This window comes from Sphingomonas carotinifaciens (genome assembly GCF_009789535.1).
Lineage (GTDB): Bacteria > Pseudomonadota > Alphaproteobacteria > Sphingomonadales > Sphingomonadaceae > Sphingomonas > Sphingomonas carotinifaciens.
This window is the reverse complement of record NZ_WSUT01000005.1, coordinates 844,104-858,407: the sequence shown is the minus strand read 5'-3', so window position 1 is coordinate 858,407 and position 14,304 is coordinate 844,104. Positions and strand designations below refer to the sequence as shown.

Here is a 14,304-nt window from a genome sequence, read left to right as displayed (position 1 = left end):
ACCTTCCGCTAGGCGGAGCAGCTCGGCGCCCACCCTTATCTGCTGCCCCCCGGTGGCGATGAGGCGCTAGAGGCTGTTATGGACTTGCGGCGAGGGCGGCGGCCTGCTTCATCATGATGCAGGCGAACGCGACGACGTGAAGTCCGGCGAGTGTTTCGGCGTAGCGTTCATAATCTTTGACGAGGCGTCGGAAGCGGGTCGCCCAGGCGAAAGACCGCTCGACGATCCAGCGGCGTGGCAGGAGGACGAACCCGCGTTTGGCCTCGGGCAGCCTGACGACTTCCAGCGTGATGCCATGGGCGGCTGCGGCCTTCGCGGCACGTTCGCCCGTATAGCCCTGATCGACATACGCGATATCGACGGTATCGCCCGTGACGGCCTGCACGGTGCGGGCGAGGCGTTCCACTTCGCCGCGATCCTCGGCACTGGCTGGCGTCACATGCAGCGCGAGCAGGTGCCCCAGCGTATCGACGGCCATATGGATTTTTAACCCTTTCTTGCGCTTGCCTCCGTCATAGCCGGCGCGCTCGCCGCTCTCGGGCGTGGAGCGCAACGTCCGACTGTCGATGATCGCGGCGGTCGGCTCGGCCGTGCGCCCCGCCGCCAAGCGCAGCACCGCGCGCAGGTCATCCACCAGCGCTTCAAAGCACCCCGCCGCCAGCCACCGCTGCGTCTGCTGGTACACCGCCGCCCAGGGTGGCAGGTCATTGGGCATCCACCGCCACGGCGCCCCCGCCTTCACGATGTAGCGCAGGCCGTTGAACACCTCCCGCAGATCGTGCTCACGCTGGCCCGCATCCTCCCGCTGCAACAGCAGATATGGCGCGATCAGCGACCATTCCTCATCGCTGACATCGGATGGATATGGCTTGCGGCAAATGCTCATCCAATAACGGATGAATCAGCCCTGCCGACAAGTCCATAACAGCCTCTAGGGCGACGCAGACGTCACCCATAACAGAACAGATCATCCGAACGTCATGGGAGAAGGTGACGACATCCCGTTCCATGCATGACATGGCATCGCGCTCCATCGGAACGTCGGACGCGGTCGTCTCGGGCTCTACGGACCGGACGGGGGTTCAGGTCGGCTGCGGACCTGCATGCCATCGGCATCCCTGTGGTAATGTGAAGTCGGCGGTGACCGTGTGCGTCCACTTCCCAAGGGCAACACTCCGTCGAAAATACCTCGGGCCGCCGCGCGTCGCTCGAAAACGGCCCGCGATCTCCGAACGCCGATTGATCCTGTTAACATCTTCCGCGTAGAGCGGTGCTGTTCGCCAGCAGGCGGACCGAGGCGTGAGAACCTCGCAGATAGTAGCCGAACGCCCGGACGAAAGAGATTTCGGCCGGGGAGCGGGCGTGCATGTCCAGGGTTCTTCGGGGCCTAAAGACGCTCGCGCCTGTTCTATCTGCAGGTTCTCAATCCCCGGCTCACGGGCCGGCACCGCCTCGTCAACAGGGCGGTGCCGCCGGCTGGAGGAGCCGATCGGCACCGACGCGAACGGGGACTCGCGCGTGGGTGAACTCATCGGATGCCGCAGCAGGCGGCTCGCCATCATCAGGAATTCGACCTCCGTGACCGCGGCCATGCTGCTCGCCGCGTGCGGTGGCGGTGGCGCCGTCAACTCGGCTGGCGGAGCTGCGCCGGCTCCCACCCCATCGGTGACGCCCACTCCGGTGCCCACTCCCACGCCGACCTCGGCTGCGGATACGGCGGAGTACAGGGCGTCGGGTGCCGTGGTCGGCATGAAGGCGGCCTATGCCTATGATCGCGGGATCACCGGCAAGGGCGTCACCATCGCCGTCATCGACACCGGCATCAATGTCGAAGAGCCGGAGTTCAAGGGCCGCATCTTGGCGGACAGCACCTCGTTCGACCAGAAGATCGCCCGCTGCGGCACCTGCGACGCCGAGATCGTCCGCTACGATCTGAAGGACAACAACGGTCACGGCAGCGGGACCGCGTCGGTCGCGCTGGCGGCCCGTGACGCCAAGGGCATGCAGGGCGTGGCGCCGGAGGCGACCCTGCTCGCGCTCAAGATCGCAGGCCCGGACATGTCGAACGTGAGTCCGACGTCCGGCCCGGTGCCAGAGGGCGGCGGTCCGAACTCGGCGCTGATCGCTCCCGCGATTACCTACGCGGTTGAGAAGGGCGCGTTCGTCATCAGCATGAGCCTGAACGGTTTCGCGGGCGGCCAGATCGCCACCGAACAGCGCAAGGCGATGGATCTGGTGCGGACCAGCGACCGTCTTTTCGTCCAATCCGTCTCGAACGACGTCGGCCAGGACAGCTTCGCGGGTCAGGTCACCGAGAACATGGTCGGCACCGACATGACCAACAAGGACTGGTTCCTGTTCGGCATCCGCGTCGACAGGAACCTGCAGGCTCCCAGCGGCAACGGTACCCCCGGCGCGCTGGCGGATCGCACCCTCGCGGTCGTCGCATCGAACATCGACGTCGTGGGCAAGGACGGCTCCATCACGACCGTCACCGGCAACAGTTTCGCGGCACCAGCGATCGCCGGCGCGGCTGCCCTGCTCAAGCAGTACTGGCCGCAGCTCGGCGGCAAGACGATCAGCCGAATACTGCTCGACACGGCCACCGATCTTGGTGCCCCGGGGGTCGACCAACTCTACGGAGTGGGACTGCTCGACGTCGGGAAGGCGATGCAGGCGCAGGCGCCGGCCAGTTCCTTCGTCGCTGCGCAGACGGCGCTGGCGAAGTTCTCCTCGCTGACCATGTCGGCACCGTTCGGCGGCGCGTCCGTGATCGGCCGTACCGTCGGCGGCATGACCGTGTTCGACCGCTACGGCCGTGACTACCGGATGACGGCGGCGACCGGTGTCCGCACGCGTGGCTCGGGACTGCTGGCCGGCGGCATGCTCGCACCGGTCGACCCGCCGTGGCTGACGTCCGCCTCCACGAGCACCGATGCCCGTCTTGGCTTCACCTCCACCGTTCCGGACTATTGGCGGCAGGCCCTCCCGAACCGACCGGCGATGGTCTCGTTCTCACCCGCCCCCGGCCAGTCGGTGACGCTGGGTGCGAACGTCGTCGTCGGCGGTAGCGGCGGCGTCGCCGGATCCCCGCTGCGCGCAGTCGTCGCGACCCCGGTCGGCATGTCCTCGGCATGGTCCGGCAACGGCTGGTCCGCCGGCTTCTCGGCCGGTTCGTCGCGCGACGGACGTGCATCGTTGCGCTCCGCCTCCTTCGCCATGCCGTCCGGCTTCGGCCTCGAACTTTCTGATCTCGCCGAACGCGGTCGCGTGCTTGGCATGAGCCAGGACGTTGGTGTTGGACAGCGTGGGGCGAGGACCACCATGGCCTCGCTTACGGTGCGACGCATGGTCGTCGGCATCCCCGTCTCCGCACGTGTCACCGCAGCCACCACCAGAGTGGAAGGCGGATCGGACACGATGCGCTTCATCGGTCCGGTCATCGGCACCGCCTTCGCAGTCGGAGGCGCACACGGTCTGTTCGGCGGCACGGCGACGTTCGGCCTGTCCTCGCCGCTCCGCGTCGAGCGCGCCCGCGTCATGATGTTGATGCCGGTGTCGTACGATCTCGTCTCCGGCACGCTGACAACCAGGACCGGGGCCGTCGATCTCACCCCTGACGCGCGGGAGCTGGACCTTGAGTTCGGCTGGTCCCGTGCGCTGTCGCCGAACTCCTCGGTCCGGTTCGGCGTCGCCCATGCCTTCGATGCCGGTCACGTGGCCGGTGCCGTCGACACCGCCGGCTTCGCGACCCTGACCATCCGCTGACCGTACCCAATCGCAAAGGAAACACGCATGTCACCGATGAAACACATTTTTTCACCGCTCGTCGGCACGGTGGCGGCCGTGCTCGCGCTGTCCGCCTGCTCGGATACGAAGACGCTGAATGATGCGAACTTCCGCAAGGCGCTGGAACCGGTGGTGAGCGACATCTTCTGCCGCACGATCCCGATTCAACGCATGAGCCTGAACGACGACCTGACGCAGCCCTTTCCGATCATCGTGCCGGTCGCTCCCGTCGAGGGGGCCGACCCGGATGACGCCCGGAGCCGCACGTTGGTCGAGGAGGCCGCACGCGACGGCCTGCTGACGCGCACCGAACTGAACGCGCCGGCGAAGCGTGCCGACTTCACCCTGCCGCTGACCCGGCAGGCGCTGTTCAGCTACACGCCGACCGACCGGGGCAAAGCGTACTTCCGACCGGTCGAGGCGAAGACGTCGAGTGGCAGGCGCGCGTTTCCGGGGGTCTGTGCCGCCAAGGGCGAGATCGTCGACGTGGTCCGCTGGACCGATCCCGCCGACGCCTTGGGCCGCACGGTGTCGCAGGTCACCTTTACCTATAGGGGTGTCGAACCGTTGCCGGGCCTGCCCGAGAACGTGCACTCGAAGATCACTCAGCCCGAGGAACGGACCGTCACGCTCGTACAAACGAACGACGGCTGGGACGCGCTGTGACGGACCGGCAGGAAATGCCGACCGGGGATATCCCACGATGGTTCGGCACCGCTCACGCTTCGGATGCTCGCCACGTCGCCGATGCCGCCGCCATCGTCGGGCCTGTCGCTCCGTCGATGCGCTGAAACGCACCTCCTTCCGACCTTCATCCACCATCTTCCGAAAGAACCACGCCATGATCCCCACCATCACCGTCCTGCTCGCCGCCGCCATGCCGCTGACGCCGGTCGCACCCATCAAGCCGTCAGCCACCGGTATGAGTCCGTTGAGGATGGACGTTGCGGGCGTCCGGCTGGGCATGCCGATCGAACAGGCCCGGACCGCGCTCGCGTCCGCGAAGTACGCCTGCAAGCCGTTCGGCAACGAGGCCGACTTCGCCGCTCGCGTCGCCGCCGAAGTCAAGGACCGGACCCGGGCACGCGGTCCCGTTCCCTACACCACCGGCACGATGCAGTTCGACTGCCGCGGACCGGGCGGCGAAGGGCTGACGATCCACTTCGCTCAGGTGCAGTCGGGCTCCATCGTCGACGACTTCTCGCTCCACATCGACGGCAGGACGGTGGATCTGCCGGCGTTGCGCAGACAGCTTGCGGCCAAATACGGACGTCCCATGGCGGGCTCGGAGCTGCGGGGATCGTGGTGCGACGCGGGCTACCGCTGCGGCGAGAGCATCGTCTTCAGCGAGGGGCCGACCGTCATCATCGACACCTCGGACGCCGTCATGATCAACGCCACCCGCGGCACCCGCGCCGAGAAGGCGGACGATGCCGCCGTCATGGCTGCGGCCGACCGGCTGGTGCCGAAGAAGACCGGCGCGGCGTTCTGAACGGAGGGAATATGCGTTTTAAGGCCCTGCTCATGACGATGGCATGCCTCGCTACGGCGGCAACGTCGATCGCTGCGACAGTGAAGCGGAACGGACCGCTTCAAGCCACCACCATGCGCGACTGGCGTGCGGCGGGCATGGACGGGACCGGCTGCTACTGGTCGGCCCGAAGGAACGGGCCGGTCCTGTTCGCCGCCAACGGGCGTACGGGCATGACGCGAGTTGCCGGGCGCGTCGTCGTCCTCGAACCCGCAGCGGGAGCGCGTGAATTGTTCCCCTTCACACATGACGCATGGCAGGCACCAGGACTGAAAGTAAGGATACTGGACGCCGCCGTCGTGCGGGCGATGGGGTACGAAACGGTGACCACCGACGCGACGTTGGTCGTCAAGTACCGAAGCACCACGGTGCGACTGAGGGGCTCGATGATCTGCGGTTCATGATCTAGAGCGAAGATCGATCAAAAGGGGCCTGCTGTGCTTCCAATTTTGCATGTGCATAGACTTCAGAAGCAACGCTGTTGACGGATCGGTAACGGCTGCACGTCTAACGTTCGGTTATGTCGTTGAAAAAGTTGATGCACGGCCTTTGGCTCCGGGGAGCCGATCCGATCGTAGTTATCGGTCTAATTTTCTGTTCGCTGCTTCTGGTCGCAGTTGGCGGTCTTGCTTGGTACAAGCTCGCACCGGAAGTCGTAGAGCATCGCGTCCAAGCCTACACCGTTTCTCATAATGCCGCACCTCAGACCGAAAATGTGCGAACGCTTCCGTATCAACCGGTCGAAGAGGCTGTAGGACGGGAGCCGGATGGATCGGCGCTTTTACAAGTGCCAGGAACGTCCGTTCATTGGCGCGTTCCATTTATCCTGCCGTCATGGAAAGAAGCCGACGATGGCAATGAGCGCCATGAACCCGCAGGAGACGATACCAAGAGCCACGCGGCGACCTCTGGTGCTGCGGGCGATGCCCAGCGATACAGCCCCGGCGGCTATGAACCATACTGCCGCAATCCCCAGACCTCCTCGGATAGCGATCTGTGCGCCCAGTGGGCAGCCGTTCGCGAGATGGCTATCGGCAACGGTATCGCGAGGTCCTCCCTCCGGTTCGGATTGTGGACGATCATGGCCTCGATCGGTGCCGCGGCACTCTCGCTTCTGGGCTTGGTGGTGGCCGCTCAGGCCGTCAACATCGCCGCAGAAGCGAGCCGTGGTCGTGGTGCGGATGACTACAGGCCGCTTCCTGCCCATGTCCGTGTTGAGCCTAGGCTCGGTTTCCTTGGGCTGCGCACCATCATCGAAGTCGTCAACGACGACCATCGTCCTTTGCGCATCGGTGCGGTCGAACTGATAAAGAATGGTAGGAGAGCCCGGGTAACGTTGGCAAGTGACTCGGGCGGCTGGTTGGTTCCGGGAAATACGAGCAGGTTTGGTATGCGAGTGGACGAGCCGCTCCTTCGCCTCCGGATCTGGATCGAGGATACCTCCGGCCATTGCTCTATCTCGGAGCACGAGTTCCGACGTAATGCCAAGCATTGGGAGAAGGCAAGCGAGTGAAGCCGAGACCGCTCCGGCCAACAAGTCTTGTCTCAATCCCATTTCCTATCCTTCTCGCTCCGCGTCAGCCTCTCATCCTTTCCCGCGTTACCCAGATCGCGACTTCGCTTGGACATAGCTGAGACGTAGGTGGCAGCAGCGCATCGGAAATTCCGCTTGAGAGACGGCGCGGCATCCTTTCTCCACGACGCGCGCACGGCGTACTCGAGGATCGTACCACGGTTGATTGTGCAGGGTTGCGCAAGGCGACAGGCCGCATTGGGCAAAGCGACGATCCGAGGGAATCACTCGTACTTACTTGTAGTATTGATAGGGGTCGGTCCGAAGGCGTTCCGGGTCCTCGACCGAATACGTGGGTGATGAATATGAGGCCGGAGCCGGCTGTTGCTGACGTCAGGCGTTATGCTGGCAACATGGGCGGCATTCCTACCGCAAGCGCTCCTACGGGGAGATCAGAAATGCGCCAGCGGGAAGCCGCACGTAGCCGCGCATCGTCGCCATAGAATCCTCAGGACCGCCGATATCGATGAAAGGCGTCGAGCCTACGGTTACGATGAGCCTGTCAGCCGGGCATTCTCCGTTCCACGCCGACACGTGCGTGTGGTCATCGACGATGCCGTCGATCGCTTCGACCAGTTGCCTGCTCATACCACCGACGCCGGATCGGCGTGTTCCCGATACGAAGTTCATTTCCGTCGATCCGCTCGCGTCGCCAGCGAGCCGAAGTTGAATGCGATGACGGCCGGTACCGCGCGACCGTACGATCGCCTGCGACCAGCGGTTGTCGAACTGCTGAGCCACGGCTCTGACCAGATACGAGAGATCACGCCGTATGTCGGCCGCGTGATCGGTCGAGCGGATGGTCTCCGGATCGGACAGGCGATCACGCCAGTGCTCGAGGCTGGACAGGACGTCGTCGACGCCGCTGACCACTGACGGAGATCGAGGGAGGAGAGGGCCGGTCAGCATCAACGTATCGGGAAGCGATCCCTCGATCGCCCTTGCCGTTATCATGCACCATTCGCCATCGACCGAGACGTGCACCTGTTCCAGTTCACCGCGGGAGCCGACCGCTCGGATGGCGATGGCCTCGAACCCGCACTGGATCCGCCCTACGATGCGGCAATCATCGGCGATGGTCCGCCGTGCTTCCTCGATGACGCGCATCACTCGTTCGCGGGTCGTCTCGTCGATGTGGAGCAGCCATTTGCTCATGTCCGGCTCCCAGGTCGGTGTGGCTCGTCGCGGTTGGGTGGATCTCGGCAGCGAGAGAGGTGCCCACATCCGGGCGACCGCGGCCTTGCGCCCCTGTATGAGGTATGTCGGACCGACCGGCTCGCAGAGGGCGTGAAGATCGCTTTATGCCCTCTGCGAGCCGGTGGTCTGCATGTCGGGCGATGCGGTCATCGCTTCTTTCCCGGATCAGCTCGTCTCGTTGAGCCGGGGCCAGGTGACGAACGGTGCCTGATGGTCACGCTCTGCAATCCATTCCGTCATCACCGCGAGGAGCTTGTGCGTCAGCTTGGTAGAATCGTATTGGCTCGCGAGATCACCCCAGGCCTGCCAGCGGTCGAGGTGCCGACAGAGCCAGTCGTAGAAGCCGTCGCGCTGGTTCCTGGTCGAGAACCCAAGCGTCCATACCGTCTGCAGGACCGGCACCGGACCATCGCTACGTTTGGCGAGCACGATGGTCGGTCTGCCCGCCTCGTCGCAACGGAGGAAGGCGGCATCCCAGCGACGAGCCTCCTGTTCTAGCCGTTCGAGCCGCGCTTCCCGATCCTGCGGTCCGAGACCGAGCTCGCGGAGCATCGCGATCGTCGCAGCGCAGGGCCGGTTGCGTCGGACATCGTAGGGCCGGGTAGCTGCCAGCATGTGCAGCACCGACCAGCCTTCAGGCGTGAGTCCACCCACGCCTTCACCATTCCGCGCGGGAACCGCCAGACCTGTCGATGCGAGCCAGAGATGGAACATGCGCTGGAACAGCCGATTGCCTTCGAAAAGGTCGGCGAGCTGCTGACGGTATCCGGGCTCCCTTCGAGCGGTGGCAGCGAGCACGGCGTGGACCAGTTCGAGCAATTCGGCCGGCGGCTCGCCGTTTTGGGTGGGCATACCGAGGCGACCGCACCACAGCGCGGAACGCAGCGATGGCCACGTCTCGCCCGTCGCGTCGTCGACGTAGACTGAGCCGCTCGACCTGCCTTCGATGCGATGCCAGTTGCCCCACGGCAGTTCGGGATCAATGTCCATGATCCTCACCCCCTCGGCCTGTAGGGATCGTGGCTGGACGTCGACGGGCCGGGATCCGCATCGCGCGGATCGCGTCCCTCCTCGATGGCCTTCAGCTGGGCGGCGAGGCGGACGCATTCGCGGTAGACGTAGGCTTCGGTCCTGTAGATGGGTTCCACGCCACCGATGAGCTGCTCCTGTTTCTTCTGGCGGTCGTAGCTCGCGTCCGGCAGAACGTCGCCGATCTGATTGCAGGAGAAGCCGAACCACCATGCGTCGGCGTGGCCCTGGCCCTTTGCAGCCTCGTTCTCGTACACCGTTTGCCGGGATGATCGCGACACGATGCGTTCTCGCTTCTCGCGGCCGGACGGATGGCAGATCGAAACCTCTTCCGGTTCGGAGGCTCGGCAGGCAGCGGCGTAGTCGATTCCGCCGTGCACGCCGATGAGGAGATCATCGAGGGAACCGGTGCCGCGACCGAACATCGGATGACCGGGCGGGACCGACACGTATCCGGCGAGATACTTGCCGAGCGGCGAACGGCGCATGATGCAGCCGTAGCCGGTGGGCATGTCGGTCCAGCTGATCTTGTCCGCCTCCTCGCTCCACGGTCCCGATCCGTCGGGATGCACCGCCGGCACGTGGAAGACGGCATCGACCTGAACGAGGTCGCCGCCCCCCGCCATCGTCCGGGTCATGGACCGGGGGGCGTCGGTGATGGTGATCTCGTTGCGGCTCTTCTTCGGCATTGGCATGTCCTTCCATCTCGTTGTCATGTTTCGACGAGATGTGGAGACGATGGCTTCTCCTCAAATTTTCCAGCGGATCGATTTGAGAGTCGTGAGGATCGATTTGTCCGTGTCTGATCAACTTCCCCCGTTTTACCTTGCACCGACTGCGGCAGCGGTTGGACGATGTCCCGCGGTTCAGGATGCTGCTTTTTATATGGCGGTCCTCGTCCACGCATGTCGACTTCATCCGGCAGGCCGTTCCAGATCAGTCGTAGTTCGGGGGGACTTCCCCAAACGGGCGACGCCACACATCCGAAACGTGTCAGCCCTCGGAAGTTCGTGCAGACCCGATGATGTTATTCACCTCGTCGCGGGCGGTTGCGCCGAGACGCGTGACAGCGGCGGGCCTCGATGCGAGCCAGTCCAGCGTCGCTTCCACATCCATGCCTCGGGAGGGAGCCTGTCGTGCCAGCTGAGTGGCGACCGGCCGCGATACGCCAAGTGACATAAGACTGATGCTCGTTCGATCCGCAGCTCCCATCTCAAGGAAGAGAGCCATATCCGGGATATCCGCAGCGAGATCGGGGCGGCCCTTGTCGATCAGGAGCTGGCCGAGAACGGCGTGATAACAGCCCAACAGCCGGACACACTGAAAGCGGACCTGCTTTTCCACCAGCTCCAGCGTCTCCCTTACCACGAACCTGCGCTCCTTCCTCGGGTTTCGGTCGAGCTGCTCCTGCATGATGCGCGGCAGCGGCAGTCCGCGCATCCATTTGAGCGCAAGCACGGCGAGGAAGCGGTGGAATCTGCTTTCCCGCCTCAGCCCGAGAATCACCCGGTGGCAGACCTGCAAAGCGTCGGCGTAGAGTTCGTACGCACCGTCGTCCGCGGGATGGGGCGGGATCAGGGACGCGGGCCCGTCACGATCGAGGCGTATGGCCAAGATGTTGTAGAGCCTCTGCTGCTTGTGGGGGGAGATGTCGGGACTGCGTCGAAGAACGCTCATAGGTAGGTTTACGGCGGCCGACGCCTCCCGAAGCGCGTGCGCAAGCGTGCTGATGGCTGAGTCCGTGAGGTTCTGGGAAGCCTTCGCGCGCGTCAGTGTTTCCTTCAGCGTGCCGTCCCTGAGGTCCCCGAGAAGTCGGACGAACACCGCCTCCGGGTCCGGGCGGTCCGCACCGGGCCTTCTGGGGCGTTCGATCACGCTGAGAAGATCCGAGGGTCGGCAGATGCCGTTCTCGACCGCTGGGATGATCTCCGCTTCGTCGGGTTGTTGTAGCGGTTTGGCCTTCCACCGTTCGTAGTCGATGAGGAAGATGTTGCCCTGAAACTCACGCATCATCCGGCCTGCACGACCCGCGAGGTTCCAGAAGTCGACGCCGTGCATCGGCCTTGTCGAACCCTTCTCCGGCCTGAACAGGAATATGTTCTTCGCTGGCAGGTTGACGCCCTGCAGCAGCGTGCTCGTGCACACGAGTTCCTCCACCTCCCCGCGCGAAACCGCGCCTTCCACGGCGAGCCTCAGTTGCGTCGGCATGTGGGAGTAGTGGAAGGCCACGCCCCGCCGGACGCAGGCGATGAGCGCGTAGTCCGGGTGAACGGCTTCAGCGGCCAGGCGCGCAAGCTCCTCCCTTGCAGGGTCCGTAGGTTCATCGTTGCGAAGAGCCGCGAGGGCGAGTGCGACGTCCTCCGCCTCGGCCGCTCCGTTCGCATATATGATGTTAGCGGCGCCCCGTCCGAGTGCGAACGTAGCGTTGGTCAAGCGCTCCACACGCGTCACTGTGCGGCGCTCCACCGTGACGCGCGCCACCGGAGGGTCCTCGGGCGACGCATCCGCCAGTCTCACCAGCAGCTCGCCACGTTCGACATCGACCACGTCGACCATTACGAAATTCTGGGTGACGGTCGGTTCTCGGGAACGAAGCGCATCGACGTCGTCCAGATCGAGCATGCGTCCGAACACGTCCAGGTTCCTTACGGCCGGACTTGCGAACAGCGTCTGCGCGTCTGGTCTGCGCTTCAGCAGGTCCGTCATGGCTGCCTGAAGGCGGACACCCCTTGCGCCGTCCGCGACGCCGTGGGCCTCGTCGACGACGATGACCTCGGGAGCGAAGTCGGCGTGGGCGGCAAGCATGATCTGCCCACGCTCCTGCGTCATCACGTAGACGGCACGGGGAGGCAGGCGAAGCGCCTTCTCGATCGGCACGGTGGCGACGATCGGGGATTTTGCGCCGAGTGCGGCCGCATCGACCTCCGCCCGGATCGATCTGGCGACCTGCGTTATAAGTGCCCTGGTCGGGACGAGGTAGAGGACCGAGCGTGGGCCGTCCGGGACGAAGAGCGAGGCGAGGAAGTTCTGAAGCACGAACGACTTGCCTGCCGATGTCGGGGCGGCGACCGCGACGCGCCGGCGACCGTTCAGTCGCGTCCATAGTTCATGCTGGAAGTCGGTGAGCACGACCTTGCGATCGCCCAGCGCGACCGTGCGTCGGTCGGCGGCCGCGATCTCCTCCGCCAGTATGCCGAACGGCAGCAGCGGTTGCGCATCCCGAACCGAGGCGCGCGTCGCGAACGCGGGGAAGTTGCCGAGCCGCGCCAGTACGACCCTGACGGCTTGGTCCAGTGGCAGCGACGTGGTGCCGTGCAGTTCGAGGGCCGACGTGGCGACGCGGTGCGCCATTCGTCGATGAGGGGTTCGTTCCGAGCATGCGAGGATCGCGGCGGCCTCAACGAGCCTGACCACGTCGTCCGGCGCGGGCGCGTCGGTCTGCGGGGCTCCGATTTCGAAGGCGATCCATGCGCGTTGAAGCCGTCTGGCGAGGGGATGGAGCAAGGGGTTGCTCCAGACCTTATCTGCCAGATCCTGGATCATCAGGTGGCGTTGCCGATCCGCGATTGGAAGCTTGCTCTCAGCTGCTCCACGGAGGGGAGCGGCATCAGGAAGAGTTCGACCGTCCGATTTTCCAAGCCTGCAGTACGCATCGCCTTCGCGAACGCTGAAGCGGAGCGGTCCAACTGTTCGCGCGCCCGGGACTCGAAGACGGACTCGGCATCATCCGGGCTGAGTCCGTCGTAGCCGCCGAAGTCGAAGCCGATGAGACACGTGACGGCGTCTATGCGCTTCAAAGAACTGGGTTCCAGAGGATCCAGGAAGCACAGCATCTCGGCACGGGCACGCTCGTCAAGTCCGGAAAGGCTCAGATCGCGACGAACCAGGTTCAGTTCGTGCTCCAGTTTTTCAGGTTGAAGTGCTGAGGAGATCGAGGAGATCGCCGACCTTATAGCGTCGCCCAGGTCGCTGTGCAGTTTGGCCTCACCGGAATAGACGAGGAGGTGACCATTTTCGGGATCGTATCTTGCGTGGATGCCGTCGGAACCGTGCACCGGCATTGCGACGCTGGTCTTCAGGCTCATCTTCGCGACGATCTGAGGTGCTTGGAGAACCCATTCCGTAAGCAGGTATAGCAGCAGTTCTCCCGCCTCGCCGCTGCGGCCGGTCGCCGCTCCCGCGCGGATGAACAGGTCTCGCGCTCGCCGGTCCAGATCGGTGAGCGCCTCATGCAGGTCTTCAACTGAAAGCTGGTCCTTCCGGGCGTATAGGTTCTGCAATTCGGAATGTGGCAGGCAGAACCGAGCGAGGTATCGAGTGGCGACGGCGACGAGCTCATGCACTGTAGCGGCGGCGTCCCGCAGCGTCGGGTAGTGCAGGCGGACGGACAGGCGTGGGCAGGAAGTGTTTACGGCATGGTCAAGCAGCTTCAGACGCGCCCCGAGCCTGCTCCAATCGCGACCGATCGCGCGAAGCGCCGCTTCGAGTTCATCGTCCTGTTGTGCCGTCGTCTCCAAGATGTCGTTAAGACTATCAGTGGATGGGGCGCTCTGGAAGCTACTAGCTGGCCTGCTCCGACCATCCGACATGGGTGCCGGAAGGCCCTGCGGAATGTGGCTGAGGATTTCTCATGGTGTCAGCGTCAGCGACTGCCTGTCGAGAAAACCGCGATTGGTACGGGCTGCTGTCGTAGGCAACCTCGGATAACGGAGCTACGCTCACCCGCGGATTATAATCGGGCTTAGGCGTGAAGCGGCGCGACAACCGCAGTGTCTTTCGCTGCGACGCTTCTAGTTGTGCCTGAGCTGTCTCTTAACCGAGAGATTTGCGGCTCTTGCGGTGCGCGATCAATGGCACGTTGGAGCGCGCTGCTCTCCTGCACGTCGCGCATGATCCGGTCTGAGGCGGTTTCGCTCAGGGCGAGTCCGATGGTGGCCCTTCTCCTAGAGCTCGCGCAAGGCGGCCGCCTCTCCGGGAGGAAGGTTGTTGGGATCGGATGCGGCGAACACTTTAAGGTCGAAGGCGGTCTCTTCGGTGATCGGCGGATCCGCTTCGTCGCCGACGCTCTCCTCGTCATCCTCGCCGCTCATGACTGCGACTGTGGGCTGGGCATCATCAAGGCGTCCTTCATGCTTGGATGTCGACGCCGGATCACCCTGCAGTTCTGCGTCGATCATGGCGGTCG

At 64.5% G+C, this 14,304-nt stretch carries 12 protein-coding genes; 5 read left to right on the top strand and 7 right to left on the bottom strand.

Annotation, left to right across the window (positions count from 1 at the left end; all coding sequences use genetic code 11):
• Positions 1-76: 76 nt before the first annotated feature.
• The gene (locus GQR91_RS06000; RefSeq protein WP_149682747.1) at positions 77-886 is read right to left on the bottom strand and encodes an IS5 family transposase; all 810 of its coding nucleotides are present in this window, start codon (positions 884-886) and stop codon (positions 77-79) included.
• Positions 887-1,518: 632 nt separating this feature from the next.
• On the opposite strand from GQR91_RS06000, the gene GQR91_RS05995 reads away from it, so the two are divergent.
• The 5 genes from GQR91_RS05995 to GQR91_RS05975 all read left to right on the top strand — a co-directional run bounded on the left by GQR91_RS05995 (position 1,519) and on the right by GQR91_RS05975 (position 6,833).
• Positions 1,519-3,768, top strand: coding sequence for a S8 family serine peptidase (locus GQR91_RS05995; protein ID WP_235904071.1), 2,250 nt, complete (start codon positions 1,519-1,521; stop codon positions 3,766-3,768).
• 27 nt (positions 3,769-3,795) lie between these two features.
• A complete protein-coding gene (locus GQR91_RS05990; RefSeq protein WP_149682745.1) occupies positions 3,796-4,455 on the top strand; it encodes a hypothetical protein in 660 nt (219 codons plus the stop codon).
• A gap of 175 nt (positions 4,456-4,630) precedes the next feature.
• Positions 4,631-5,281, top strand: a complete 651-nt coding sequence (locus tag GQR91_RS05985) for a hypothetical protein (RefSeq protein ID WP_149682744.1) — start codon at positions 4,631-4,633, stop codon at positions 5,279-5,281.
• Between the two features lie 11 nt (positions 5,282-5,292).
• A complete protein-coding gene (locus GQR91_RS05980) occupies positions 5,293-5,724 on the top strand; it encodes a hypothetical protein (RefSeq protein ID WP_149682743.1) in 432 nt (143 codons plus the stop codon).
• A gap of 122 nt (positions 5,725-5,846) precedes the next feature.
• A complete protein-coding gene (locus GQR91_RS05975; protein ID WP_149682742.1) occupies positions 5,847-6,833 on the top strand; it encodes a hypothetical protein in 987 nt (328 codons plus the stop codon).
• Positions 6,834-7,274: 441 nt separating this feature from the next.
• Here GQR91_RS05975 and GQR91_RS05970 read toward each other — a convergent pair whose 3' ends face one another.
• From GQR91_RS05970 to GQR91_RS05945, 6 genes are all read right to left on the bottom strand, one after another.
• Entirely contained in the window at positions 7,275-8,048 is a 774-nt protein-coding gene (locus GQR91_RS05970; RefSeq protein ID WP_149682741.1) for a hypothetical protein, read from the bottom strand.
• 207 nt (positions 8,049-8,255) lie between these two features.
• Complete coding sequence (locus GQR91_RS05965) at positions 8,256-9,080, bottom strand: hypothetical protein (RefSeq protein WP_164727737.1); 825 nt, start codon at positions 9,078-9,080, stop codon at positions 8,256-8,258.
• A 5-nt stretch (positions 9,081-9,085) separates the two neighbouring features.
• Positions 9,086-9,808, bottom strand: coding sequence for a hypothetical protein (locus tag GQR91_RS05960; protein WP_149682739.1), 723 nt, complete (start codon positions 9,806-9,808; stop codon positions 9,086-9,088).
• A gap of 304 nt (positions 9,809-10,112) precedes the next feature.
• The gene (locus GQR91_RS05955) at positions 10,113-12,662 is read right to left on the bottom strand and encodes a DEAD/DEAH box helicase (RefSeq protein ID WP_160146794.1); all 2,550 of its coding nucleotides are present in this window, start codon (positions 12,660-12,662) and stop codon (positions 10,113-10,115) included.
• Positions 12,662-13,636: a HamA C-terminal domain-containing protein gene (locus GQR91_RS05950; protein ID WP_211368575.1), complete on the bottom strand. Its 975-nt coding sequence runs from the start codon at positions 13,634-13,636 to the stop codon at positions 12,662-12,664. The genes GQR91_RS05955 and GQR91_RS05950 overlap by 1 nt, the downstream gene beginning before the upstream one ends.
• Before the next feature lie 426 nt (positions 13,637-14,062).
• Complete coding sequence (locus GQR91_RS05945; protein ID WP_149682736.1) at positions 14,063-14,296, bottom strand: hypothetical protein; 234 nt, start codon at positions 14,294-14,296, stop codon at positions 14,063-14,065.
• Between the last annotated feature and the right edge of the window lie 8 nt (positions 14,297-14,304).

Excerpts from the sequence above, each read along its gene's own strand:
- GQR91_RS05945 (WP_149682736.1), bottom strand. The coding sequence starts at position 14,296 with ATGATCGACGCAGAACTGCAGGGTGATCCGGCGTCGACATCCAAGCAT.
- GQR91_RS05955 (WP_160146794.1), bottom strand. The coding sequence starts at position 12,662 with ATGATCCAGGATCTGGCAGATAAGGTCTGGAGCAACCCCTTGCTCCAT.
- GQR91_RS05985 (WP_149682744.1), top strand. The coding sequence starts at position 4,631 with ATGATCCCCACCATCACCGTCCTGCTCGCCGCCGCCATGCCGCTGACG.
- GQR91_RS05990 (WP_149682745.1), top strand. The coding sequence starts at position 3,796 with ATGTCACCGATGAAACACATTTTTTCACCGCTCGTCGGCACGGTGGCG.
- GQR91_RS06000 (WP_149682747.1), bottom strand. The coding sequence starts at position 886 with ATGAGCATTTGCCGCAAGCCATATCCATCCGATGTCAGCGATGAGGAA.
- GQR91_RS05965 (WP_164727737.1), bottom strand. The coding sequence starts at position 9,080 with ATGGACATTGATCCCGAACTGCCGTGGGGCAACTGGCATCGCATCGAA.
- GQR91_RS05970 (WP_149682741.1), bottom strand. The coding sequence starts at position 8,048 with ATGAGCAAATGGCTGCTCCACATCGACGAGACGACCCGCGAACGAGTG.
- GQR91_RS05960 (WP_149682739.1), bottom strand. The coding sequence starts at position 9,808 with ATGCCGAAGAAGAGCCGCAACGAGATCACCATCACCGACGCCCCCCGG.
- GQR91_RS05980 (WP_149682743.1), top strand. The coding sequence starts at position 5,293 with ATGCGTTTTAAGGCCCTGCTCATGACGATGGCATGCCTCGCTACGGCG.